General features: G+C 65.8%; 13 protein-coding genes. 5 read left to right on the plus strand and 8 right to left on the minus strand.

Translation table 11 applies throughout. From position 1 onward, the window contains the following. Positions 1–140: 140 nt before the first annotated feature. Complete coding sequence (locus ABLV49_RS14795) at positions 141–6,113, minus strand: DUF3320 domain-containing protein (protein WP_349277559.1); 5,973 nt, start codon at positions 6,111–6,113, stop codon at positions 141–143. A gap of 225 nt (positions 6,114–6,338) precedes the next feature. Between ABLV49_RS14795 and ABLV49_RS14800 the strand changes: the two genes are divergently transcribed. Next, the gene (locus ABLV49_RS14800; protein ID WP_349277561.1) at positions 6,339–7,325 is read left to right on the plus strand and encodes an MDR family oxidoreductase; all 987 of its coding nucleotides are present in this window, start codon (positions 6,339–6,341) and stop codon (positions 7,323–7,325) included. A 32-nt stretch (positions 7,326–7,357) separates the two neighbouring features. Here ABLV49_RS14800 and ABLV49_RS14805 read toward each other — a convergent pair whose 3' ends face one another. From ABLV49_RS14805 to ABLV49_RS14820, 4 genes are all read right to left on the minus strand, one after another. Then, positions 7,358–8,176: a transglutaminase family protein gene (locus tag ABLV49_RS14805; RefSeq protein WP_349277563.1), complete on the minus strand. Its 819-nt coding sequence runs from the start codon at positions 8,174–8,176 to the stop codon at positions 7,358–7,360. A 37-nt stretch (positions 8,177–8,213) separates the two neighbouring features. Further along, the gene (locus tag ABLV49_RS14810; protein ID WP_011800615.1) at positions 8,214–9,176 is read right to left on the minus strand and encodes an alpha-E domain-containing protein; all 963 of its coding nucleotides are present in this window, start codon (positions 9,174–9,176) and stop codon (positions 8,214–8,216) included. A 2-nt stretch (positions 9,177–9,178) separates the two neighbouring features. Next, positions 9,179–10,687, minus strand: coding sequence for a circularly permuted type 2 ATP-grasp protein (locus ABLV49_RS14815; protein ID WP_349277566.1), 1,509 nt, complete (start codon positions 10,685–10,687; stop codon positions 9,179–9,181). A 102-nt stretch (positions 10,688–10,789) separates the two neighbouring features. Further along, positions 10,790–13,327, minus strand: a complete 2,538-nt coding sequence (locus tag ABLV49_RS14820) for a DNA internalization-related competence protein ComEC/Rec2 (RefSeq protein ID WP_349277568.1) — start codon at positions 13,325–13,327, stop codon at positions 10,790–10,792. A gap of 269 nt (positions 13,328–13,596) precedes the next feature. Between ABLV49_RS14820 and ABLV49_RS14825 the strand changes: the two genes are divergently transcribed. From ABLV49_RS14825 to ABLV49_RS14835, 3 genes are all read left to right on the plus strand, one after another. Beyond that, positions 13,597–14,067, plus strand: a complete 471-nt coding sequence (locus ABLV49_RS14825) for a RidA family protein (RefSeq protein ID WP_349277570.1) — start codon at positions 13,597–13,599, stop codon at positions 14,065–14,067. A 283-nt stretch (positions 14,068–14,350) separates the two neighbouring features. Continuing rightward, complete coding sequence (locus ABLV49_RS14830; RefSeq protein WP_349277572.1) at positions 14,351–17,287, plus strand: caspase family protein; 2,937 nt, start codon at positions 14,351–14,353, stop codon at positions 17,285–17,287. A gap of 6 nt (positions 17,288–17,293) precedes the next feature. Then, positions 17,294–19,225, plus strand: a complete 1,932-nt coding sequence (locus ABLV49_RS14835; RefSeq protein WP_349277574.1) for a hypothetical protein — start codon at positions 17,294–17,296, stop codon at positions 19,223–19,225. Positions 19,226–19,340: 115 nt separating this feature from the next. On the opposite strand, the gene parC is transcribed toward ABLV49_RS14835, so the two are convergent. The 3 genes from parC to ABLV49_RS14850 form a co-directional block, all read right to left on the minus strand. After that, positions 19,341–21,695 (minus strand): DNA topoisomerase IV subunit A, encoded by a 2,355-nt coding sequence (gene parC, locus ABLV49_RS14840; protein WP_349277576.1) that lies wholly within the window; start codon positions 21,693–21,695, stop codon positions 19,341–19,343. Between the two features lie 146 nt (positions 21,696–21,841). Beyond that, positions 21,842–22,681 carry a lytic transglycosylase domain-containing protein gene (locus ABLV49_RS14845; protein WP_349277578.1) on the minus strand — a complete coding sequence of 280 codons (840 nt, stop codon included), beginning with the start codon at positions 22,679–22,681 and terminating at the stop codon, positions 21,842–21,844. Between the two features lie 10 nt (positions 22,682–22,691). Next, positions 22,692–24,671, minus strand: a complete 1,980-nt coding sequence (locus tag ABLV49_RS14850; RefSeq protein WP_349277580.1) for a DNA topoisomerase IV subunit B — start codon at positions 24,669–24,671, stop codon at positions 22,692–22,694. Positions 24,672–24,825: 154 nt separating this feature from the next. Here ABLV49_RS14850 and ABLV49_RS14855 point away from each other — a divergent pair, with 154 nt between their 5' ends. After that, on the plus strand, positions 24,826–26,067 hold the full coding sequence (locus ABLV49_RS14855) for an MFS transporter (RefSeq protein WP_349277581.1): 1,242 nt from the start codon (positions 24,826–24,828) through the stop codon (positions 26,065–26,067). The last annotated feature ends 56 nt before the right edge of the window (positions 26,068–26,123 follow it).

Here is a 26,123-nt window from a genome sequence, read left to right on the forward strand (position 1 = left end):
CGGAGATCGACTGTCGAGTCATCCGGCCGGCGCGGGTTCGATAAGCTGAGCAGTTCTCAACCTTGAGCAAAAAGGCCTTTTGCGCAATATCCATAAGCGCAAGTAGCTATGTTATCAATAGCAAATTGTACCCGCCGCCATCATTCCACCAAGCGCACCTGGCCCTCGATTTCCACGACGAGTTCCGAGGCGATCAGGCGGTTCATGGCCTCGTTGGCCCGCGCTTCGGCCTCTTCGGGGACGCGGTTCATTCCCAGCAGCAGGCAGACCGAGCGCGCAGCGTCCTGCCGGGACGAAGCGCCGGCTTGCTGCAACACATGGTGGGCCAGCGCGGAAAGCTCTTCAAGGCAGACCTCGTCAACATGGCGGCGCGACGGCTCGCTGGCGTCGGCGATGCGGAACTGCTCCCACGACTGCGTGTCGGATTGCGCCGGCCAGTAAAAAATCGCCTCTTCCTCGATGGTGCGAACGAAGCGCTCGGGCGTCAGCGTTCTGAGCCGCTCGGATACCTTGGCGCCAATGCGCCCGATTCCCCAGGCATGGGCGACCTTTCGGAACAAGGCCGTTTCGGTGAGCGGACCCTCGGCTTCAATGACGTGGGCGAGGTGCCCGGCCAGGTCCGGCAAGGCACTGGCGTCATGAAACCTCAGCGGATCGCCTGCGGGCAGGCTGGTCGGACGGTAGATGGCCAGGATCTCTTCTTCGCTGGGAAAGCCGTCCGGCTCCATCGGTAAACCCTGGGCTGCTTCGCTTTCAGGGGCCGGCTCAGGATCGGCCTGAAGCGCCACAGGAACCTGCACCGCGCTGGCCGCCTGCGTGTCATCGGGCATGGCCACGAGAGCCTTCAGGCGCTGGCTGATCTTGTCGATCTCGCCTTCCGGGTTGAGCCACCAGTCGGTGGACCAGATGCGCAGAATGTGCCAGCCCAGGCCTTCGAGCACATGCTGGCGCAGGCGGTCGCGGTCGCGTGCGGTGGCGGCCGAATGGTAGGTAGCGCCGTCGCATTCGATGCCGGCCAGGTAGCGGCCCGGCGCGCGCGGATCGACCACGCCGATGTCGATGCGGTAGCCCGAGCAGCCGACCTGCGGATGCACCTCCCAGCCGTGCTTGCGCAGCAGGCGGATCACCGCCACCTCGAACGGGCTGTCGGGCTCCTGGCCGGTCGGCAGGCTCTGCTCGGCCAGCGCGCGGTAGCCCTTGATGGCGAACTCCAGGTAATGCTTGAGGTCGCGCACGCCGGCGGCGCGCACCCGGGCCAGGTCGATCTGCTCGGGCCTCAGCGTGCTGTAGATGACGACGGCCTCGCGCGCCCGCGAAATCGCCACATTGAGCCGGCGCTGCCCGCCCTCGCCGTTGAGCGGCCCGAAGTTCATGGTCGTCTTGCCGGCCACGTCCGGACCGTAGGTGATCGAGAAGAGAATCACGTCGCGCTCGTCGCCCTGCACGTTTTCCAGGTTCTTGATGAACAGCGGCTCGTTGGCGCGCGCCGCAATCGCCCGGTCGAGTTCCGGGCTGGCGCGGCGCCTGGCATCGACCAGCGTTTCAATCAGCAGCTGCTGGGGCTGGTTGAAGGTCACCACGCCAAGCGTCAGATGCTTCTTTTGCGGCGACAGGTAATGCGCGCTGATGCCTTCGACAATCGCGTCGGCTTCAAGCCGGTTGGTGCGGCTGCCGCCCCGGTCATAGACCCCGGCTACATGCTCGAAACGCACGGCGCTGTCGTCGGTAACCGGCGAGGGAAAGGTGACCAGGCTCGATTCGTAGTAGTTGACGTTGCTGAAGGTGATCAGGCTTTCGTGGCGGCTGCGGTAATGCCACTGCAGGCTCAGCCGGTTCATGCCGGCGCCCAGGCATTCGTCGAGGATGCTTTCCAGGTCTTCCACCGGCTCCTCGCCCATGCCATGCGTGCCGCCCTCGGGGTCGCCTGACTTGCTGAAAAAGCTGGTCGGCGGCAGTTGCTTGGCATCGCCCACCACGACCAGCTGCCGGCCACGGGCAATCGCGCCGATGGCATCCCAGACCGGAATCTGCGAGGCTTCGTCGAACACGACCAGATCAAACGGCGCGTAGCCTGCGTCCAGGTACTGCGCCACCGACAGCGGCGACATCAGCAAACAGGGCTTGAGCTTGGGCAGCAGGGTCGGCAGGCCGCGAACCAGCTGGCGCACGGGCATCTGCCGGCTCTTTTTTTGCAGCTCGCGCCGCAAGCGGCCCAGCTCGCTGTCGGGGCCGACCGCGCTGCCAGCCAGCGAAGGGATATGCCCGGACAGGGTGGCGACGATGTAATGCTCGGTCAGCTTCTGGAAGCGCACATCGGCATCACGGAACTCGTGAATCTTGCGCGCATGGTCGGCGCTGGAAAAGCCGCGCAGCAGCGGGTCGCGATCAATGGTTTTTTTCAGCCACCAGTTGCGGTAGCTGAACTTGAAATGCGACTCCACCTCGCCCAGGGGCACTTCCCCGTTTTCAAGGCTGGCGACCAGCGCCTGCAGGCCCTGGTCCATCGCCTGCTCGCGTACATTGCGCCACAGGCACCAGGGCTGGATCAGCCGCCGGTTGAGTTGCCAGGCGCTGAGCACGCCCTGGATGCGTTCCAGTGCGCCTTGCGCACCATCAGGCCCCTGCAAGGGATCGACCGGCTGGGCCAGGGTTTCCAGCGCACCCTGCTTCTGGCTGAATTCCCGCCAGGCGTCACGGTAGGCCAGCAGCGCACGGCCGGCCTGGCCGCCAACGGCCAGGGCCGCGCGGTTGCTCGACACCAGCGGCCCCAGCGCCTGGTGCAGCGGATTGACCTGCGCCAGATCAGCCCCGGCCACCCGCGTCACCGCATCGGCAAACTTCTTCGCCCACAACTCATGAGCGGCCAGGCTGGCCCAGTCGGTCTTGAGGCCGGCGTAAGACTCTTGCAGCAGCGCCTCGGCGTCCGCCTGCAGGCTGCGCAGCACCCGGTCTTCCTCGTTCAGCGCCGCCAGCGGTGCCAGCAGGGCCTGCACATCGGCCTCGCTCGGGCGCTGGCTGTCGGTGCGAAAGCCGCTCAGGCGGCCGATGAGGGCACGCTGGGCCAACATGGACTTGGGCCACCAGTCGGAACTCGCCTGCGCCCATTGCCCCTGCAGTTCCACCGCGTTGAGCGTGGCGACCTGCTCCGTCCAGCCAGGACCGATTTGCTGCCAGTGCTGGTTGCGCGCCAGGCCGTGCTGCGCCAGCGCATGCACGCGCGCCCGCGCGCCCGGGTCATGCGCCTGCCCGGCCAGGCCCGCGGGCACGCCGGGCGCCAGCAGCAGCACGTCGGCCAGTTGATCGAGCGCGGCATAGGCGTCCAGACTCAGGCCGGTGGTGGGCTGGCCGGTCAAACTTCCCAAGGCCAGTGATTTTTCCTGCAGGGAGCGAATGGCGGCATCAAGCGATTGCGCAGCGGCCAACACAGTGTCCTGCCATGAATTCGACCAGTCGGTCTGGCCGATGAGGGACAGAGGATGATTCTCAAGCGTCGGCAGCGCGCCGGCCAGCGAGGCCATGCGCCGGGCGGTTTCCTCCAGCCGGTCCAGGTCGGCCCGGTCGTGCGTCAAGGGATCAAGCCACGGCATGGCCGAAGCCTCTTTGCCGGTATGGGCTATGCAGGTTCCGGTGGCTTCAAAGACGGTGAAGCCGTTGGGGTACTCGTGGTGCAGCGAATCGACCAGCCCGTTGAGCGACTGGCGCAGCTGCCCCAGCCGCCCGGCTTCGCGCGCCCAGTCATCGGCCGTGCGCTGGGCGCTGATGGCCAGCGACTTGCCGAGCTGCTGCAGCACGTCGGTCTTCTTGGCCTTGGAGGAATGCAGCTCCAGGCAAAACGGACCCAGCCCGATGCTGGAGAGGCGCCGATGCACCACTTCGAGCGCCGCCATCTTCTCCGACACGAACAGCACGGTCTTGCCCTTGGCCAGGCTGTGCGCGATCAGGTTGGTGATGGTCTGGCTCTTGCCGGTGCCGGGCGGCCCTTCAAGCACCAGGTCGCGTCCGGCATCGACCGCGCAAATCGCCTTGAGCTGCGACGAGTCGGACAGCAGCGGCGTGAGGATGTCCTGGGGACGATGGGTGATGTCGAGCCGGTCAAATTCGCCGTCCGTTCCTTCGCGCGCAAATGCCTCGCCGGGCTTGTCGATCAAATGCCTGACGACGCGGCTTTGCTTGAGCTGCTCGGTGCGGTCCTGCAGATCTTTCCACATTAAATACTTGGTGAACGAAAAAATTCCCAGGTGCGCCTGCTCCAGCACTTCCCACTGCGCAATCTCGCGCACCGCCAAGCGGAACGACTGCAGCACCTGCGCCACGTCAACGCCCTTGTCGTCCGTCGGCACCACATCCAGGCCGGCCACCTTCAGCTCGAAACTGGTTTTCAGCAGGTGCAGCAGCGTCGGGTTGACGATGGCCTCGTCGTCATGCCGTATCAAGCGAAAGCCGCTGCGCACCGACTGGCGCTGCAGCGTGACCGGGATCAAGAGCAGCGGCGCCAGATGCACCGCGTCGGCCTTTTCGGCTTCGGTCCAGCGCAGCAGGCCCATCGCCAGGTACAGCGTGTTGGCGCCGCCCTCCTCCAGCCCGGTGCGGGCGGCGCTGTAGATGGCCAGCAGGTTGCCATCCAGCGCTTCCTTCGAAGCCCGGGCGAGCAATTCCCGGTTGCCCAGCGCTTCAAGCGCCATGTCGTCCAGCGGCGTGCTTCCGGCGCGCTGGGTGTGCACCTCGGCCATGCGCGGATCGGCGCCTTCCATGAGGTCGGGCAGCGGCCTGATCTTGAACTCGGCGCCGTCGGCCAGCGCGTCTTCGAGCCGGGCCAGCTCGGGCGCCACCAGTTGCAGCGTGGCCTTGGTCGGCTTGAAATTGAGCAGCCGGTTGCGCAGCGTCAGGTCGAGCAGCCGGGATTTCCAGGTGGACAGGCGGCCTTCGGGCGTGTCGTCTGCGCGCACATCCAGCGGCGCCAGCGAATCGGAGTCCAGCGGCGGCAGCAGCGGCATCGGCTCGATGGCCGCAGGCGCATCCTCGGGCGCCAGCTCGCCCGGTATCAGGGGAAGCGCGCGCGACGGCAGCGGCTTGATCTGCACTTCGCGGGCGCGGTGAATGTCAATCGCATAGCGAAAACTGGCGTCTTCCAGCAAATGGGCGTGGCCCTGCTCCATGGCAATCCGCAGCGATGGCCGCGAACTGGCGTGGCGGGCCGCGCCGGTAGTTTCAAACACCAGGAATTCACCGCTGTCCACCCGCTTGCGGATGGCTTGCACATCATCGATCAGCGCGTCCGAAAAAGACGCCAGGTGCAGCCAGACGCCGACCCAGGCATGGCCCTCCTTGAGCAGGATGACCGGGCGCAGGCCGGCCTGCTCCAGGCACGAGGCGAACAGCATCGCCAGGTCCAGGCAGGTGGCGACGCGCGCATCGAAAATGCGGTCGGGCGTGCGGATTTTCTGGCCGTCGGAGCCAAACGAGGCGGGCGGCTCGACATACTGCAGGTTCTCGGCCGCAATCGTGCTGTAGATGCTGGAGACCTGCTTCCAGACCACATCGCGATTCTTGGACTGGTAGCCGTTCATCGACAGCTCGGGATGGCTGGCGCGCAGCAGCCTGGAGGCCTTGCCGATCAGCACATCGATCGCCGGGTTGTTCGGCATGCAAAACGCCGCCAGCAATTCGGGCAGCGCGCGCGTTCCGGCCCATTGGTCATAGGCCAGCACTTGCACCGGCCGGGAGGCAGCGGCCAGTTCCTGGCCGCCGGCTTCAGCCACGACCCGGACCGAGGCGTTGACCGACTCCTTCAGGTCGGCCAGGAAGGCATGGTCGGGCTGCAGGTCCAGCGGCGAGATGCGGCGCGTTTCACCAGCGGCCAGCTTGTCAAAGCGCAGCTTCAGGCCCCGGGCAAACGCCGGGCTGCAGGACACCACGACCTCCAGGTTTTCAACCGCCTCGGCCATCAGGTTGGTCAGCCGCAGCGCCCGCACGACCGGAACGGCGTTTTGTATCGCGGCATAGCCGGTCGTGGCATCGGCCTCGATGTCGATCCGGATTTTTGCTTCAGGGGCGACGGGATCGGCCGCAATCGCGCCGTTCATGGCCAGGGGGTCGTTCTGCAAATAACTCATCAGGGCTCAACTTTTTCGGGGAATTTTCGGCGGGACGAATGTCCCGAATTCAGGGGCAACGCACGGGCGTGGAGGACAGCGGAATTATGCGGCGAGTTGCATCGTGAAACCGGATGTGCCCGCCGCAAGGACAAGAAACAGGAGTAGGCATTGCATCGATTCTGGCGCTGTACGATGTTTGCGCGATCAAGCCGAGAATTCAACAACGAAGACCAAGGAAATCACATGTTCAAAGCCCTGCTGCTGACAAAAACCCCGGAAGGCGCCACGCTCGCCGACATGGCTTCGCTTGACGAGGCGCAGTTGCCCAAAGGCGAGGTGCTCGTCGATGTGGCGTATTCGACCGTCAACTACAAGGACGCGCTGGCCATCACCGGCAGTTCTCTGGTGGTGCGCAAGTTCCCGATGGTGCCGGGCATTGACCTGGCCGGCACGGTGGCCGAAAGCCTGGATGCGCGCTTCAAGCCGGGTGACGCGGTGCTGCTCAACGGCTGGGGCGTCGGCGAAGGCCACTGGGGCGGCCTGGCGCAAAAGGCGCGGGTCAAAGCCGACTGGCTGGTGCCAATACCAAAAGGCCTGGATGCGCGCCAGGCCATGGCCATCGGCACGGCGGGCTACACGGCGATGCTGTGCGTCATGGCCTTGCAGGACCGGGGCGTCACGCCGGCGGCAGGTCCGGTGCTGGTCACGGGCGCGAACGGCGGCGTGGGCAGCATCGCCATCGCGCTGCTCGCCCGCCTCGGCTTTGAAGTGCATGCCTCCACCGGCCGCATGGGCGAGGCCGGGCATTTGAGGCAGCTCGGCGCCACCGAACTGATAGAGCGCGCCACCTTGAGCGCACCGGGCAAGCTGCTGCAAAAGGAACGCTGGGCAGCGGCCGTGGACAGCGTGGGCAGCCACACCCTGGCCAATGTCTGCGCCAGCCTGAAATACGGCGGCACGGTGGCGGCCTGCGGCCTGGCGCAGGGCATGGACCTGCCGACCAGCGTGGCGCCCTTCATCCTGCGCGGCATCACCCTGGCCGGCGTTGACAGCGTCTATGCGCCAATGGCCCGGCGCCTGCTGGCCTGGGAGCGGCTGGCGCGCGAGCTGCCCGCCGATGTGCTCGAAACCAACACCGAAACCATCCCGCTGAATGCGGTGGCCGCGCTGGCGCCGCGCCTGCTGGCGGGCCAGGTGCGCGGCCGGGTCCGGGTGGATCTGGCGGCTTAGCTTAGGATGGATGAAGCAGCGAAAGCCCGGACTCAGGCCGGCTCGATGGTGATGCTCACCGTCATCGATTCCTCGCCGCCGCCGTGCCGCACGCCCTTGCTGGGCGGGCAGGCGTTGTAGTCGGTGCCCATCGCCAGGCGCACATGGCGCTCGTCGATCAGGCAGCTGTGCGTCACGTCGATGCTGACCCAGCGCCGCCCGGCCATGTCCAGGCAGACATCGGCCCAGGCGTGGCTGGCCAGGTCGGGCTCGTTGGCGGCGTAGAAATACCCGCTGACGTAGCGCGCCGGAATCCCCAGGCTGCGGCAGACCGCCACCATCACATGCGCCTGGTCCTGGCACACGCCGGCGCCGGCCTCGAACGCCTGCAGCGCCGTGGTGGTCACATTGGTGCTATTTTTTAGATAGCTGACAGCGCCCGCCACGCCTGCGCTAAGGGCCAAAATCTCTTGCAAATCTGCCTTTTCACCGGGCTGCGTGGTGATGAAGCGCCGGCCGAATTCGGCCAGGCGCGGATGCGGCTGGGCCAGCGATGACGCGCGCAGGTAAAGCTGCGGCAGCGGCAGGCTGGCCTCGTCGGTGAATTCCGCGACGCCCAGGGTTTCCACAATGCCGGCCGCATTGACCAGGCTCCAGCGCACGTTGTCGGACAGTTCGCCGACAAAGGTATAGGAGTGGATGCTGTTGCCAAAGGCGTCATGCTGGGCAAACAGCTCTTTGGGCGCGCCCAGGCTCCAGAAATTCACGGTTTGCGCCGGCCCGGTCAGCGGCGTGAGCCAGAGCGTCTGCAGCGCATAGCGCAGGGGCTCGGTGTAGCGGTAGTCGGTGGTGTGCTTGACGTGAAGCTTCATCGCAAGGCCTTTACAGCTGCGCCGGCCACTGCCGCCTTCAACGCGTGACCGGAACCAGGAACTCCCGGCTGATGTGCGCGCCCAGCTCATTGACGCGGTCCAGGAACTGCATCAGGAAGGCATGCAGGCCGGCCGACAGTATCTCGTCGATGCGGGCGTACTGCAGATCGGAGCGCAGTTTTCCGGCGCGGCGCTGGGTCTCGCTCTGCGGGTCGCTGGTGACCATGGACAGATTCATGATGACCTCGTTGAGGCAGCCCAGCAGCGAGCGCGGCATGTCCGGGCGCAGGATCAGCAGCTCGGCCACCCGCTCGGGCTTGATGACGTCGCGGTACACCTTGCGATAGACCTCGAAGGCCGAGACGCTGCGCAAAATCGCGCTCCAGTGATAAAAATCATGCTCCTGCTCCTCCTCGCCGGCAACGCTCGGGAAGTCGCTTTGAATCGCATGGAACTTCACGTCCACCAGCCGGGCGGTGTTGTCGGCGCGCTCCAGGAAGGTGCCCAGGCGCAGGAAGTGAAAGGCTTCGTCCTGCAGCATGGTGCCGGCGGTCACGCCGCGCGAGAGGTGCGAGCGGAACTTGACCCATTCGAAGAACTTGCCCGGGTCGCGCTCGAAGTCGCCGTGGCGCAGCATGCGGATGACTTCCAGGTAGGTCTGGTTCTGGGTTTCCCAGACCTCGGTGGTCAGCGTGCCGCGCACGGCGCGTGCGTTTTCACGCGCGTTGCGCAGGCAGGAAACGATGCTGGACGGATTTTTTTCATCCCGCACCATGAAGTCCATGACATCCTGCGCGGTGATGCTTTCGCCGTATTTGGCGGCATAGGCGGGCTTGAGTTCGCTGATGCTGAGCAAACCGCGCCAGCCGGTCTGCACGTCGGCCGTGGATTGCGGCAGCAGCGAGGTCTGGTAGTTCACATCCAGCAGGCGGGCGGTGTTTTCGGCGCGCTCGGTGTAGCGCGACATCCAGAACAGGTGATCGGCGGTGCGTGACAACATTTTCAGACTCCTACGGCTACGGATTGCGACTGCGATTGCGACTGGGTCGCCGAGGGGATGGAAGGAGCGGAATCCGACTCCAGAATCCAGGTGTCCTTGGTGCCGCCGCCCTGCGACGAATTGACGACCAGCGAGCCGTCCTTCAGCGCCACCCGCGTCAGGCCGCCGGGCACCATCTGCACGTCCTTGCCGCTCAGCACGAAGGGGCGCAGGTCGATGTGGCGCGGGGCCACGCCGCTTTCGACATAGGTCGGGCAGGTGGACAGGCTCAGCGTGGGCTGGGCGATGTAGCCCGACGGATTGGCCAGCAGCGCGGCGCGGAAGTCCTCGATTTCGGCCTTGGTCGAGGCCGGCCCGACCAGCATGCCGTAGCCGCCGGCGCCATGGACTTCCTTGACGACCAGGTCTTTCAGGTTCGCCAGCGTGTACTTCAGGTCGTCGGGGTTGCGGCACATGTAGGTCGGCACGTTCTTGAGAATCGGCTTTTCGCCGAGGTAGAACTCGATCATCTTCGGCACGTAGGGGTAAATCGACTTGTCGTCGGCCACGCCGGTGCCGATGGCATTGCAGATGGCCACGTTGCCGCTGCGGTACACGTTGAGCAGGCCGGCGCAGCCGAGGGTTGAATTGGGCCGGAACGCCAGCGGGTCGAGGAAATCGTCATCGACGCGGCGGTAAATCACATCGACGCGCCTGGGGCCGCGCGTGGTGCGCATGTACACAAAGTTGTCCTTGACGAACAGGTCCAGGCCCTCGACCAGCTCGACACCCATTTGCTGGGCCAGGAAGGCATGCTCGAAATAAGCCGAGTTGTGCATGCCGGGCGTCAGCACCACCACGGTGGGCTCGGCGGTGGCGGGCGGCGCCATGGCGCGCAGGGTCTCCAGCAGCAGGTCGGGGTAATGCTCCACCGGGGCGACGCGGTTCTGGCTGAACAGCTCGGGGAACAGCCGCATCATCATCTTGCGGTCTTCGAGCATGTAGCTCACGCCGCTGGGCACCCGCAGGTTGTCTTCGAGCACGTAGTACTCGCCCTCCCCCTGCGCGTTGGGCGCGCGCACGATGTCGATGCCGCTGATGTGCGAATAAATGTTTCCCGGCACTTTCACGCCGATCATCTCGGGACGGAACTGCGCGTTCTGGAAGATCTGCTCCGACGGGATGATGCCCGCCTTGATGATCTCCTGCTCGTGGTACACGTCGTGGATGAAGCGGTTCAGCGCGGTGACCCGCTGGACCAGGCCTTTTTCCATCGAAGCCCATTCGTGCGCCGGAATGATGCGGGGAATCAGGTCAAACGGAATCAGCCGCTCGGCGCCCGAGCCGTCTTCGTCCTTGTCGCCATAAACGGCAAAGGTGATACCCACCCGGCGAAAGATCATTTCCGCTTCGGCGCGGCGCGCCTGCATCACATCGGCCGGCTGCTGGGCCAGCCAGCGCTGATAGCCCTGGTAGTGTTTGCGCACGCTTTCAGTGCTGGCATTCATCTCGTCAAACATCGGTCGGCTCATAAGCTTAAATTTCCGTCTAGGTTTGGAATCAGTAGATTTACTTCCACCATAGCTTAGCAAGTTATGCGCCATATAAGTGCATGAAGCCGCATTTTTAAAGGCTTAAAAAGACTGCCAGTAACGCTGGCCGTCCTGGCGCTGACAGCGAAGCTCGGCGGGCCGCAGGCTCTGCCAGGTGGCCGCGCCGCACTGCGGCGAGCGGACCAGGCGGATGCCGCGCTCGTCGTAACGCGCCGCCACCACGGCCACCGGATGGCCGAAGCGGTTGCGGTAGCCGGCCTGGGCCAGCGCCAGTCGCGGCTGCACCGCGTCCAGGAAAACCGCGCTCGACGAGGTCTTGCTGCCATGGTGCGGCACCAGCAAAAAGTCGGCCTTCAGGCGCTCCGGCTTGCTTGACACCAGGCTGAGTTCCTGCGGCGCTTCAATGTCGCCGGCCAGCAGGGCGGTCTGGGCGCCATTGGAAATGCGCAGCACGCAGCTCATGGCATTGGATTTTTTCGGCAGCGCGTAGTCGGCGGCCGCCGGATGCAGCACCTCGAAATCCACGCCGTCCCAGGCCCAGCGCTGGCCGGCGGTGCAGCGGGTTGACGCGCGCAAGGCCTGCAGCTCATGGCCGTCCTCAATCGAACTGAGCAGACTGGCCTGCGGCTGCATCGCCAGCACGGCCGGCGCGCCGCCGCTGTGATCGCTGTCGCGATGGCTGAGCATCAGGATGTCGATGCGTTCGCCAAGCGCCCGCAGCAGCGGCACCAGCACGCGGTTGCCGGCATCGCTTTCGCGCGAAAAACGCGGGCCGGTGTCATACAGCAAGGTGTGGCTGGCGGTGCGCACGATCACCGCATTGCCCTGGCCGATGTCGGCGGCCAGCAGTTCAAACTGGCCGGGCGCCACGCGTGCAGGCTGCCACAGCAGCACCGGCAGCAACAGCGGAATGCCAAGCAGGCGCCAGTGCCAGGGCAGCCGCAGCGCCAGCAGGCCACCGCCCAGCACGCCCACAACGGCGCACCACAACGGTGCAGCAGCGACATCAACCGACGCCAGGGGCCAGCTCGCCAGCCCCTGCAGAAGCCCGGTCAGCAGCCCGACGGCCCAGGCTGCCGCATCCCACAGTGGTGCATACAGGACGCCCAGCATGGCCAGCGGCGTGACCAGCAGCGTGACCCAGGGAATCGCCAGCGCATTGGCCAGCAGGCCGACCAGCGACACCTGGTTGAACAGCAGCAGCGACAGCGGCGTCAGCGCCAGCGTGACCACCCACTGCTCGCGCGTCGAACGCAGCAGGCCGGCCAGCGGCCTGGCCAGCCACCAGGGCAAAAATTTTGAATCAAACTGGCCTTCTGCGCTTACCGGGCGGGCACCAGCAGCTCCTGAATCCGTAGCAAAAAGCACACCGACCGCGACAAACGACAGCCAGAATCCGGCCTGCATCAAGGCCCACGGGTCAAGCACGGCCACCACGGCCATGGCCAGCAGCCAGGCTTGCTGCCACGGCCATTGCCGGCCGCTTTGCCGCAGCAGCACCACCGTGGCCAGCATCAGGATGGTGCGCTGGGCCGGCACGCCCCAGCCCGAAAACAAGGCATACAAAGTCGCCAGCAGCAGTCCGCCCAAGGCCCCGGCGCTGCTTGCCGGCAGGGCCAGGCACAGCCGGGGCGTCAACCGGGCCGAGCGCCGCCACAGCGTGCCGATCAGCAGCGACGCCACCCAGGCGAACATCGTGATGTGCAGGCCCGAGATGCTCATCAGGTGCGCGACGCCGGTCGCGCGAAACACATCCCAGTCGGTGCGCTCGATGGCGTTCTGGTCGCCGACCACCAGCGCGGCCAGCACCCCGGCCAGTTGCCGGTCGTCCACGCGCGCATAAATCGCCTCGCGAACCGACTGGCGGGCGCCTTCCACGGCATGGCGCCATGGGCTGCTGGAAAGCCTGGCGGGCGGCGCATCGTGCGGTGAGGCGCGCACATAGCCGGTCGCCTGGATGCCCTGCTCCCACAGCCACAGTTCGTAGTCGAAGCCATGCGGATTGCTGTTGCCGTGCGGCGCCTTCAGGCGAACCGTCATCTGCCAGCGCTCGCCGGCGCGCAACGGCTGCGGCTTGCGCTGCAGGTCCAGCGCCAACTCGGACGCATCGCTGCTTTCAACCGACGAGCTTTTCGTCTCGCGCCCGATGAACCCCGAATACCAGCCCAGCATGATCTGCGGCGGCAGCGCCACCGCCCGGCCGTCAAGCCGCGCCGATTCGATGCCGAGGCGAAAGCGCAGCGCGTCTTCGCTGAACTGCGGCATGGCCAGTACCGTTCCCGTGACGGCAATGTCGCGCCCTTCCAGCGCCGGATCCAGCGCCGTCGCCTGGAAAGCGCCAGCCCGCCAGCCGGTCAGGCCAAAGCCCAGCAGAGCGGCCATCACCAGCACCATCAGGCGGGCGCTGACCGAAGCCGGGCGTTGGAAACGCCTCAAGGCCTTGACGCCCTGCCAGCCGCAGGCCAGGACAACCGCCAGCGCCACCAGTGCGGCATAGCCGCCGGATGGCCACAGCGCAGGCTGCTGCAACTGCACGGCCACGCCGGCGACGAGTCCGGCCAATGCAAGCCCAAGGCTGGCCGGACTGGCGGCCGGCCGGGCGACTACGGAAAAACCCACGGGTTTGCCTTTCCTGGCTTTTTTTGACTGGTTCGACAGGCTTGCACCGGCTCAACAAAGCGGGCGAATGGCAGAGCTTACAGCGCGGCATCCGGCCGGCCGGCGGGCACTTCAAACGGCAGCTGAAACCCTCCCCGGCGCGGGCCGGCAGTGCGTTACCATGCAAAATCCCGAAACCGGCATTCGCTCTTTTATTCATAGCATGTTATGCATATGGATATTGCGCAAACGCCATATTTAATTCATTTTTATCCTTCACACAGACCACCATGACCACTCCCGCCCACCCCATCTACGCCAAGCTCCAGTCCCTGAACATCACGCTGCCCGAAGTGGCCGCGCCAGCCGCCGCCTACCTGCCGTTTGTGCAGACCGGCAAGCTGGTGTTCCTGAGCGGCCACCTGGCCAAGAAGGACGGCCAGGTCATCGTCGGCCAGCTCGGCAAGAATGTGACGACAGCGGAAGGCAAGGCTGCGGCCCGGCTCATCGCGATTGACCTGATGGGCACCTTGCACGCGGCCACCGGCGATCTGGGCAAGGTCAAGCGCATCGTGAAAGTCATGAGCCTGGTCAATTCGACCGGCGACTTCACCGAACACCACCTGGTCACCAACGGCTGCAGCGAACTGCTGGGCGAAGTGTTCGGCGACGCTGGCAAGCACGCCCGCAGCGCGTTCGGCGTGGCGCAGATCCCGCTGGGCGCCTGCGTGGAGATCGAGCTGATTGCCGAGGTGGACTGACGCTTGCCAGCCCTGTGATTTGGAACGGCCGGGCGAGCGTTTCAAATCATGAAGTTTGTAAGACTTGTCAAGCCACCAATGCAGCCCGGTTTTTTCTCCTTCCTCCTATGGGGGGAAGGCCGGGATGGGTGCCAGCGGAGGTCGTGCCGCCAACGCTGTCCGATTCGCGCATCAGTCGCCAAAGACCAGCGGCGTTTTCAAGGACAGACAGGGTAACGCCCCGCATTGAAACCTCATCCTGCGGGTGTAGAGTGGGCGCCCACTCGTCACACGGGGATGCGCCATGCCGACACCCACTTTCCAGCGTCTTTCGCCGGAGCAGTTCGAGCAGCTGCTGCAGAACTTTCCCTTCACCCGGAAAATCGACGCGGTGCACATGCACCACACCTGGCGGCCCCGGCATGCCGACTTTCGCGGCCACGACACGATTGTCTCGATGTGGCGCTTCCACACGCAGGTCAACGGCTGGAGCGACATCGCCCAGCACATCACCATCGACCCCGAGGGCATGATCTGGCTGGGACGCAACTGGAACCTGCCGCCGGCCAGCGCCGCCGGGCACAACGGCAACAAGGCCTTCGGCCCCTTCATGTTCGAGATGATCGGCGACTTCGACCAGGGCCGCGACCCGTTCGGCGGCCTGCAAAAGGAAACCGCGCTGCGGGTCGTGGCGCTGGTGCAGTCGCGTTTTCACCTGCCGGCCGGCAGCCTGCGCTTTCACAACGCCATGTCGCCCAAGTCGTGTCCCGGCAGCGCGCTGGTGTACCAAGACATCCTGGCCGAGGTCGAACTCGTCAGGCAGGAGCTGCAGGCGGCGGGCACGCGCGAGCCCGCCCGGCAGCAGCCTTTTCCCGATGAAACCGACAGAAACATCGCCGAGGCCATCCGCTCGCTGTCGCGCATCACCGACAACGCCGGCGAGTCCGGCGACGCCGAGCTGTCGCATGACGAGCGCGAAGCCGGCTACACCCCGGCCGCAAGCGCCGGCCCCGCCGCCCCCGTGCAAAGCCGTGATTCAGGCCTGGGCACGGCAGCGCTGAACGCCATGCGGCCGCACCTGGTCAATCTGAAGGTAGGCCGCCTTTCGGGCGAGGGCGAAGCCAGCTCGACCCCTGAAGACATTGATGCGATCTTCGAGCAGCATTTGCCGCAGGCGGTCAGCGAGCTGCCTGCCGGCCAGAAGCTGCGCCTGCTGTTTTATGCGCACGGCGGCCTGGTGTCCGAAGCCAGCGGGCTGCAGATCGCCAGCAAGCACATCGACTGGTGGCGCCGCAACGGTGTCTATCCGGTCTATTTCATCTGGGAAACCGGCTTTTTCGAGACCATCGGCCAGTTGCTCGGCCGCGCGCAGCAGGGCAGCCGCGCGGTGACGCGGGGTCTTGCCGACTTCACGACCGACCCGCTGCTTGAGATTGGCGCGCGCGTCCTGCAGGGGCCGCGCATCTGGGGTGGCATGAAGTCGAGCGCCGAGCATGCGGTTGATCCACCGTCAGGCAGCGGCGACATCGGCGGCGGCGCGCACTATGTCGCCCGCCAGTTGAAGGCGTTCTGCGACGCCCACGCCGGGCAGGTTGAACTGCATGCGGTCGGTCACAGCGCGGGCTCGATTTTTCACAGCCACTTCCTGCCGCTGGCGCACGGGCTGGGCGTTCCGGCGTTCAGGACGGCGCATTTCCTGGCGCCGGCGGTGCGCGTCGATACCTTCAGGCAGCACCTGCTGGAGCACATCGGACCGGGCCGGGCGGTGGAATCCCTGACCCTGTACACCATGCGCAGGGATTTCGAGCGCCAGGACAACTGCGCGCACGTTTACCGCAAATCGCTGCTCTACCTGATCTTCAACGCCCTGGAAGACCGGCGCGCAACCTCCATCCTCGGGCTGGAGGAAAGCCTGCGCGGCGACGCCGACCTCAAGCGCCTGTTCGGCCTGACCGCAACGTCGGCAACGCCTTCGAGCGTGGTCTGGTCGCCCACGCCGGGCGACACCGGCCGCTCGGCCAGCACGTCCCAGTCGCACGGCGGCTTTGACGACGATGCGCCCACCATGAACAGCGTCGTGCGCCGGGTTCTGGACAAGCCCGACGCCGCCGACATCGCCGCCTATCCGGCCGCGCGCGCCGCATCGCGGCCCTGGATCGAGGAAGTTGACTGGCCTGCCGACTTCGACTTCACGGCAGGCGCCGGCTACGCGGCGCCACCCGCCAAAACGCAGGTTCCAGCGCTACCCTACATGCCGCCTTCGCCCGTGCTGCTGCCTGCCGTTCCGCTGGCGGGCAATGGCAATGGCGGCGGCCGGCGCCTGGCGCTGTGCGTCGGCATCGACGCCTACCCGGCGCCCGAGCACCAGCTTGCCGGCTGCGTCAACGATGCGCGCAACTGGGGGCGCACGCTCGCTGGACTGGGCTTCGAGACCCGGCTGCTGCTCGATGGCGATGCGAGTCGGGCCACGCTGGAGCGCGAGTTGAGCCGGTTGGTCGATCAAAGCCGCTCCGGCGACGTGATCATTTTCCAGTACGCCGGGCACGGCACGCAGGCGCCCGACCTGAACGGCGACGAGGACGACAACATCGACGAGGCGCTGTGCCCGGTGGACTTCGCCAGCGGCGCGCTCTACATCGACGACGACATCGCCGGGCTGTTCGCCCGCATTCCCGACGGCGTCAACATGACCTGCTTCATGGACTGCTGCCATTCCGGAACCAACACCCGCTTTGCCGTGGGCCTGTCGCCCGGCGAAATGGCACGGCCGTCCGGCACCAAGGCGCGCTTCGTCAAGCTGACGCCGGCCATCATCGAGGCGCACAAGCGTTTTCGCCAGCAGTTGCGCGGCGCATCGCGCGCCGTCAGCAGCGGCGGCGCCCAGCGCATGCGCGATGTCAAGTTCTCGGCCTGCCTGGACCACCAGGTCGCGCTGGAGAGCGACGGCAGCGGCGACTTCACCCGGCGCGCCACCAAGGTGCTGGCAACCGGCATCCAGGGCATGAGCAACGAGGAGTTCCTGCGCCGCGTGCTGGCCGAGTTCGGCGGCGCGGCACGCCAGGCGCCAATGCTCGATTGCGCCGACGATGCGCGCGCGGGCGCACTCCTGCAGCCGCTGGCCGCCGGCAGCCGGGCGCCCAAAAGCAGCGAGTCGGCCACTTCAGGACCGCCGGGTGACGCCGCCTTGCTGCAGGCCGTGAACGGGCTGACGAAGGCGGTGCAGGCGCTGGCCGCCCGATAACCAGCGATGGGTTCTCCGGACACCCCGCTGGCCACCGCGACGACCACCGAGGCGGTCGCCGCCGATGCCGCGAGCCGCGAAGAAGCAAGCGCCCTTGCCGGCTCGCAGGCGCTGCGCCACCATCCCGGCGAAGGCTCCGACTACTGCATCGGCTCGGGCGTGCGCCAGCCCCCGGTGACTCCTTATGAGCGCCAGCCGGGCGACCCGCTGTACCGCCCGCTGCGCATCTACACGGTCGATCCGTCGGTGTCGCGACTCGAAGGCTCGGTCGCCACGCTCAATGTCCCCTTTGAACCGCTGCAGCCCGGGCCGGTGGGCACGCTGTTCGAGGTGGACCCGAACGACGGGCAGCTCGGCGTTCGCTACCGGGCGGCCGACCTGGAAGATCGCAAGGTGCTGATGACCGGCGGCTACGACCCCTCGCCCTCGGACCCGCGCTTTCACCACCAGATGGTCTATGCGGTGTGCAGCAATGTCTATTCGACCTTCAAGACCGCGCTGGGCCGCAACCTGGGCTGGGGCTTTGGCGACGGAAAAACGCCGGCCCGGCTGGTGCTCAGGCCGCACCACGGCCAGGAGCAGAACGCCTACTATCAAAACGGCATCACCAGCGGCGAGTTGCGTTTCGGCTATTTCCCGGCCAGCGAAAAGCCGACCACACGCACCATGCCGGGCGGCTATGTCTTCACCTGCCTGTCGCACGACATCGTGGTTCACGAGGTGACGCATGCGCTGCTCGACGGGCTGCGCGCGCATTTCATCGTGCCGACCAACGCCGACGTGGTGGCGTTTCATGAAGCCTTTGCCGACCTGGTCGCCATCTTCCAGCATTTCAGCTACACCGAAGTGGTGCTGACCGCGATCCGGCGCTGCAAGGGTGCCTTGCAGCATGCCGACCTCCTGACCGAGCTGGCCGGCGAGTTCGGGCACACCACCGGCCAGAACGGCCCGCTGCGCAGCGCGGTCGAAAAAGACACCGGCAACCCGAGGCGCTACCAGCCCGGCCTGGAGGCGCACCAGCTCGGCTCGGTGCTGGTGAGCGCCGTGTTCGATGCCTTCGTGCAGGTGTACCGGCGCCGCACCGAGCGCTTCGTGCGCCTGGCCACCGGCGGCAGCGGCCTGTTGCCGGCGGGCGAACTCTCGCACGACCTGCAGACCATCCTGGCCGAGCGCGCCAGCAAGCTGGCCAGCCAGTTCCTGGGCATCTGCATCCGCGCCATCGACTACTGCCCGCCGGTCGGCATGACCTTCGGCGACTACCTGCGCGCCCTGATCACCGCCGACTACGACCTGGTGCCCGACGACCCCTGGGACTACCGGGGCGCGCTGATCGACGCCTTCTGGCGGCGCGACATCTATCCGCGCACGGCGAATCACCTGTCGCAGGACGCGCTGCTCTGGCACCGGCCCCGGATGGACCTGCCCGAGGTGCCGGGACTCGACTTCGGGACGCTGCGCTTTCGCGGCGATCCGGCCAACGCGGCCGACCTGGACGAGCGGCACCGGCAGGCCTGCATGTTCGGCCACTACGTCACACGCCCGGGCCGACTCGAAGAATTCGGGCTGGTGGCCAACGGCGACCCGCGCCTGGACGGCGACACCGTGAGCCTGCCCTGCGTCGAGTCGATACGCACCGCCAGGCGCGCCGGCCCGAACGGGCAGATCGTCTTCGACCTGGTTGCCGAGATCACGCAGGAACGCCATGTGCGCGCCTCGGCCGAGGGGCCGGCCTTCACCTACTACGGCGGCTCGACGGTGATCCTCGGGCCGACCGGCGAAATCCGCTACGTGGTGCTGAAGAGCGTCGTCGGAGCGGGCCGGCTGCAGAGGCGGCGCGCATTTTTTGAAACTGCCTGCGGCCAGAAATACTGGCACCTGCAAGGCCAGCGCTGGCAGCCGCGCGAGAGCCTTTTTGCGCTGGTGCACAGCGGGCATTGAAGGCTTGCGTCGATCTTGCAGGAATGGATGACGGCACTGGAGCGACTGACACACCAGCCGCTATTAAATAAATAGCTGCCAGTGCTCGCCCGTATTGCGCAAACAGCCTATTTCATCACTCAACCCGGACAATTCCGGTCGGCTTGAAGCCCAGATCGGCCGACTTGCCCTTGCGGGCGCGCACGGTGCGCGCGTTGTTCAAACTGCGGATTTCCAGCGTTTCCTCGCGCGGCTTGGCGCCGCGCCCGATGCCTTCGATGCGCACGCTGCGGGTGTAGGCGGCCGCGCCGGCCAGCGCGTCCTTGTCTTCCAGGTCGATCAGCATCAGGCCACGCCCGCCCTTTTCCATCTGCTTGATCTCGCCGATGTCGAAGGTCAGGATGCGCTGGCCGGTCGAGGCGCAGGCCACATGCGTGGCAGGCGGCACCGGCTGGCTGCCCGAGGCGCCGCTGACGTGGGAAGGACGGCAGAGGGTTTCGCCCTCGGCCAGCGTGATGAAGGACTTGCCGCTGCGGTTGCGCGAAATCATGTTTTCCACCGTCGCCAGGAAACCATAACCACCCGAACTCGACAGCAGCAGCATGGCAGAGGCAGGTCCGGCAAAGTAGTGCAGCAGCTGCGTTCCCGATTCCAGGTCGATCAGCGTCGTGACCGGCTGGCCGTCGCCGCGTGCGCCGGGCAGCATGGCCACCGGCACCGAGTACAGCCGGCCGTTGCTGCCAAAGGCCAGCAGCGTATCGACGGTGCGGCATTCAAACGTGCCGTACAGCGCGTCGCCGGCCTTGAAGGCAAAGCTGGCCGGTGCGTGGCCGTGGCCGCCGCGTGCGCGCACCCAGCCCTTGCTGCTGACCACGACCGTGACCGGCTCGTCGAGCACCTTGACTTCGAGCACCGATTTTTTCTCGGCCTGGATCAGGGTGCGGCGCGGGTCGGCGAAGACCTTGGCGTCGGCCTCGATTTCCTTGATCATCAGCCGGCGCAGCGCCGTCGGGTTGCCCAGGATGTCCTCTAACCTGCCCTGCTCCTCGCGCAGGCTTTTCAGCTCCTGCTCGATCTTGATGGCTTCCAGCCGGGCCAGCTGGCGCAGGCGGATTTCCAGGATGTCCTCGGCCTGCCGGTCGCTCAGGCGGAAGCGCTCGATCAGCGCCGATTTCGGCTCATCGGACTGGCGGATGATGGCGATCACCTCGTCGATGTTGAGCAGCACCAATTGCCGCCCTTCGAGGATGTGGATGCGCGCCAGCACCTTGTCGAGCCGGTGCTGCGAACGCTTTTCAATCGTCGTCTGGCGAAAGGCGATCCATTCGTTCAGCATCTGCCGCAATGACTTTTGCGTCGGCCGGCCGTCGAGCCCGATCATGGTCATGTTGATCGGCGAGGAGCTTTCCAGGCTGGTGTGCGACAGCAGCGTGTTGATGAGTTCGGCCTGGGCGGTCCGGCTGGTCTTGGGCTCGAACACCAGGCGCACGGCGGCGTCCTTGCTCGATTCGTCGCGCACCACGTCTAGCACCGCCAGCATGGACTGCTTGAGCTGGACCTGGTCCAGGCTGAGCGCTTTCTTGCCGAGCTTGATCTTGGGGTTGGTGATTTCCTCGATTTCCTCAAGCACGCGCTGGGTGCTGACGCCGGGCGGCAGTTCCTGCACCACCAGCTGCCACTGGCCGCGCGCCAGTTCTTCAATCTTCCAGCGCGCGCGCACTTTCAGCGAGCCGCGTCCGGTGCGGTAGGCGGCGGCAATCTCGGCGCCGCTGGAGATGATCTGGCCACCGCCCGGGTAGTCGGGGCCGGCGATGAGCAGGTACAGCTCGTCGTCGGTGAGCTTGGGGCTTTTGATGAGCGCCACGCAGGCATCGGCCACTTCGCGCAGGTTGTGGCTGGGGATTTCGGTCGCCAGCCCGACGGCAATGCCGCTGGCGCCGTTGAGCAGCGTGAACGGCAGGCGCGCCGGCAACTGGCGCGGCTCCTCGGTCGAGCCATCGTAATTCGGGATGAAATCGACCGTGCCTTCGTCGATCTCGTCCATCAGCAGCGTGGTGATGCGCGCCAGCCGGGCCTCGGTGTAGCGCATGGCGGCGGCGCCGTCGCCGTCCCGGGAGCCGAAATTGCCCTGGCCGTCGATCAACGGGTAGCGTTGCGAGAAGTCCTGCGCCATGCGCACCAGCGCGTCATACGCAGCCTGGTCGCCGTGCGGGTGAAAGCGGCCGAGCACATCGCCGACCACGCGGGCGCATTTGACCGGCCGGGCGCCGGTCGCGCCGTTCGGGCCGCCAAAGGCCAGCCCCATGCGCGCCATGCTGTAGAGGATGCGCCGCTGCACGGGCTTCTGGCCGTCGCAGACATCGGGCAGCGCCCGGCCCTTGACGACGCTCAGCGCGTATTCCAGGTAGGCGCGCTGGGCATAGGCCGCCAGCGAGTCCTGGTCGGCGGGTTCCGGAATGTCGGCTTCGACAGCGGGTGTGAATAGGTCCATCGTGAGTGCTCGAATTGGTGAGGCGGGCCTGCGCGCAAGGTGGGGGCTGGCCGCCATGGTTATCGAAAAAAAGCTGCGTCTGCAGTCTGCGGGAATTGTGGCGTAGGAGAAAACCGGGGAATCCGTATAAATACCCGGAATGCCGCTCAATCCAGCCGGGCGGCGGCCTCCGGCAATGCAAAGGACGCCGACGCGGCCAGGGCCCCAGGCAAGTTGGCCCGGCCGCTGGCGCCGCCCATCATTTCCATGCGCACCCGGCCTGAGTTGACTGAACTGACTGAAGTACCGCGTCCCGTGCCGGCCGGCTTGAGCTGGTTGTAGAGCTGCATCACGGTTTTGACGTAATTTTTCGTTTCCGGGTAATTCGGTATCCGGTTGCCCGCCCGCTGGACCGCGCCTTCGCCCGCGTTGTAGGCCGCGATGGCCAGCTCGATCTCGCCCGGGAAGAGTTTGATCAGGTAGTTCAGGTAACTGGAACCTGCCCGGATGTTGGTTCTGGGATCGGTCAGCTTTTGCTCGGCCTGGGCGGTTTTGTCGGATTTCACGCCGTAGCGCGCTGCGGTCGGCGGAATCAACTGCATCAGGCCGACCGCGCCCTTGGGGGAAACCGCCTGGGCGTTGAAGCCGGACTCGGTGGCAATCAGCGCCTGCAGCAATTCGTAATCAATGCCGTGCTTGTCCGAGGCTTCGCGCAGCAGATGCCTGACCGCCTTGTAGCCGGGAGACAGCTCGAAATACGCCCGCAGCCTGGGCGGCGTCGCGGCAAGGCCTTGGGCCTGACTGCCTGCGGTTTTTCCGGTAGTGAAGCTTTCGCCGCCCCGGGAAAAAAGCTCGTAGCGCTCGTCCAGTTGCAGCGATGAAAAGTGCGTGACGCCCTGGCCATCGATATATGCCCAGATATCAGCCCGCGCCGGGCTGGCATGCAGGGCCGTCAGCAGCATGGCCAGCAGCGGCAGGTTCAGCAACGAAAACAGCTTCAAGCGCATTCGGTCTTCCTTAAATGTCAATTTCCACCGCGTCGCCGTGCAGCTCCATCAGTTCACGCCGCGCCGCCGCCTCGCCCTTGCCCATCAGCTTGGTGATCAGGCTTTCGGTCTGCCCGAAATCCTGGTTGCCCAACTGAATCGGCATCAGGCGGCGCGTGTCCGGATTGAGTGTCGTGTCCCACAATTGTTCCGCGCTCATTTCGCCCAGGCCCTTGAAGCGGCTGATGCTCCAGGCGTTTTCGCGCACGCCGTCCTTGCGCAGTTTGTCCAGGATGGCGGTCAATTCGCCTTCGTCGAGCGCATAGACCTTGGACGCCGGCTTCTTGCCGCGCGCCGGCGCATCGACGCGGTACAGCGGCGGACGCGCCACATACACATGGCCGGTTTCAATCAGCTTGGGGAAATGCCGGAAAAACAGCGTCAGCAGCAGCACCTGGATGTGCGAGCCGTCCACGTCCGCGTCGGACAGGATGCAGACCTTGCCGTAGCGCAGTCCGCTCAGGTCCGGCGTGTCGTTCGGGCCGTGCGGATCGACGCCGATGGCGACCGAAATATCGTGGATTTCGGTGTTGGCGAACAGCCGGTCGCGGTCCACTTCCCATGTGTTGAGCACCTTGCCGCGCAGCGGCAGCACGGCCTGATTTTCCTTGTCGCGGCCCATCTTGGCACTGCCGCCGGCCGAGTCGCCCTCGACCAGAAACACTTCGTTGTTCGCCAGGTCCTTGCTTTCGCAATCGGTCAGCTTGCCGGGCAGCACCGCCACGCCCGAGCCCTTGCGCTTTTCGACCTTCTGGCCGGCCTTCTGGCGGCTTTGCGCGGCCTTGATGGCCAGTTCGGCCAGCTTTTTTCCGTAATCGACATGCTGGTTCAGCCAGAGTTCGAGCGCCGGGCGCACGAAGCTGGAAACCAGCCGCACCGCATCGCGCGAATTGAGCCGCTCCTTGATCTGGCCCTGGAACTGCGGGTCCAGCACCTTGGCGCTCAGCACATAGCTGGCGCGGGCAAACACGTCCTCGGGCAGCAGCTTGACGCCCTTGGGCAGCAGCGAATGCAGTTCGATAAAGCTTTTCACCGCCGTGAACAGGCCGTCGCGCAGCCCGCTTTCATGCGTGCCGCCGGCGCTGGTCGGGATCAGGTTGACGTAGCTCTCGCGCACCGGCTGGCCGTCTTCGGTGAAGGCGACGCACCAGCTGGCGCCCTCGCCTTCGGCGAAGGTTTCATGCGCGGCATCGGCAAAGCCTTCCTCTTCAAACATCGGGATCACCGGGTCGGCGGTGAGCGTCTGCATCAGGTAGTCGCGCAGGCCGCCCTTGAAGACCCAGGTCTGGACTTCCTTGGTTTTTTCATTCGTCAGCGTCACGGTCACGCCGGGCATCAGCACCGCCTTGCTGCGCAGCAGGTGCGTCAGCTCGGCCATCGGCAGCGCCGGTGATTCAAAATATTTGGCGTCCGGCCAGGCGCGCACCGTGGTGCCGGATTTGCGGTCGCCATTGCCGTTCTGGCGCAGCACCAGCGGCTCGATCACATCGCCGCCGGAAAAAACCAGGCTGGCGACCTTGCCTTCGCGGTAGGAAGTGACTTCAAGCCGGGTGGACAGCGCGTTGGTCACGCTGACGCCGACGCCGTGCAGGCCGCCCGAAAAACTGTAGGCGCCGCCCTTGCCCTTGTCGAACTTGCCGCCAGCATGCAGCCGGGTGAACACCAACTCGACCACCGGCGCTTTTTCTTCCGGGTGCAGGCCAAACGGAATGCCGCGCCCGTCGTCTTCAATCGTCACCGAGCCGTCGATGTGCAGCGTGACCTTGATCTTTTTGCCGTGCCCGGCGAGCGCCTCGTCGGCCGAGTTATCGAGCACTTCCTGGATGATGTGCAGCGGATTGTCGGTGCGGGTGTACATGCCCGGACGTTGCTTGACGGGCTCCAGGCCCTTCAAAACGCGGATCGAGCTTTCGGAATAAGCGGGGGAAGCAGTGATGTTTTTTTCAGCCATGGCAGTTCAAGTGTTGTTTGAATTGTAGTCCGGACCCGCCAACTACCTGTACAAACATACAGTTATCAAAGGCGGCGGGGGCCCGGCAAAAACCGCTGGCCGGCCAGGATGCGCGCAAGTGACTATCCTTGAACATTTTCCTTAAAGTCCGCCCATGGCCTCAAGCCCCCTTTCGTCGCCCCCAAAACTCTCCATGCTCCAGGTGCTGGCCTGCGGCGCGGCCATTGTCACGCTGTCGATGGGCATCCGGCACGGCTTTGGCCTGTGGCTGCAGCCCATCACGCAGGCGCAGGGCTGGACGCGTGAAACCTTCGCCTTTGCGATTGCAGTGCAAAACCTGTCGTGGGGCATCTTCGGGATTTTCGCCGGCATGGTGGCTGACCGCTTCGGGGCGTTCCGGGTGATTGCGGGCGGCGCCGTGCTGTATGCCCTGGGCCTGGTGGGCATGGCGCTGTCGCCGACCGGCCTGCTGTTCACGCTGACGGCGGGGGTGCTGATCGGGGCCGCGCAGGCAGGCACCACCTATGCGGTGATCTACGGCGTGATCGGGCGCAATATCTCGGCCGACAAGCGTTCGTGGGCGATGGGTGTGGCTGCGGCGGCCGGATCGTTCGGCCAGTTCCTGATGGTGCCGACCGAGGGCTTCCTGATCAGCAGCCTGGGCTGGCAGGCCGCCCTGCTGGTGCTCGGCGGCGCCGTGCTGCTGATCGTGCCGATGGCGCTGGGCCTGCGCGAAACCGGCTTTGCCGGCGCAACGCCTGCCAAGCGCGACCAGAGCATAGTCCAGGCGCTGCGCGAGGCGCTCAAATACCCGAGCTTCCAGATGCTGATGGCGGGCTACTTCGTTTGCGGCTTTCAGGTCGTGTTCATCGGCGTCCACATGCCCAGCTACCTCAAGGACAAAGGCCTGTCGCCGCAGGTGGCGGGCTATGCGCTGGCGCTGATCGGGCTGTTCAATGTCTTCGGCACCTACATTGCCGGCTCGCTGGGCCAGCGCATCGCCAAGCGCAAAATCCTGGCGACGATTTACTTTTCCCGCGCCGTCGTCATCGCCGTGTTTCTGGCCGCGCCGCTGAGCCCGGCCAGCGTCTATGTTTTCGCCAGCCTGATGGGGCTGCTGTGGCTCTCGACGATTCCGCCGACCAACGCGGTGGTGGCGCAGATTTTCGGCATCCAGCACATGTCGATGCTCAGCGGCTTCATTTTCTTCAGCCACCAGATCGGCTCCTTCATGGGCGTGTGGCTGGGCGGCGTGCTGTATGACCGCACCGGCAGCTACGACATCGTCTGGTACATCGCGATTGCGCTGGGCGTGTTCGCGGGACTGGTGAACCTGCCGGTCCGGGAAGCGCCAATCGAGCGCAGCAGCCCGGGCGGATTGCCGCAGGGAGCCTGAAGTGATGCTGAAACTTGTGCTGTGGAGCCTGGCCATCGCCGCATCGCTGGGCGTGT

Source organism: Polaromonas hydrogenivorans (assembly GCF_040105105.1).
GTDB lineage: Bacteria > Pseudomonadota > Gammaproteobacteria > Burkholderiales > Burkholderiaceae_C > Polaromonas > Polaromonas hydrogenivorans.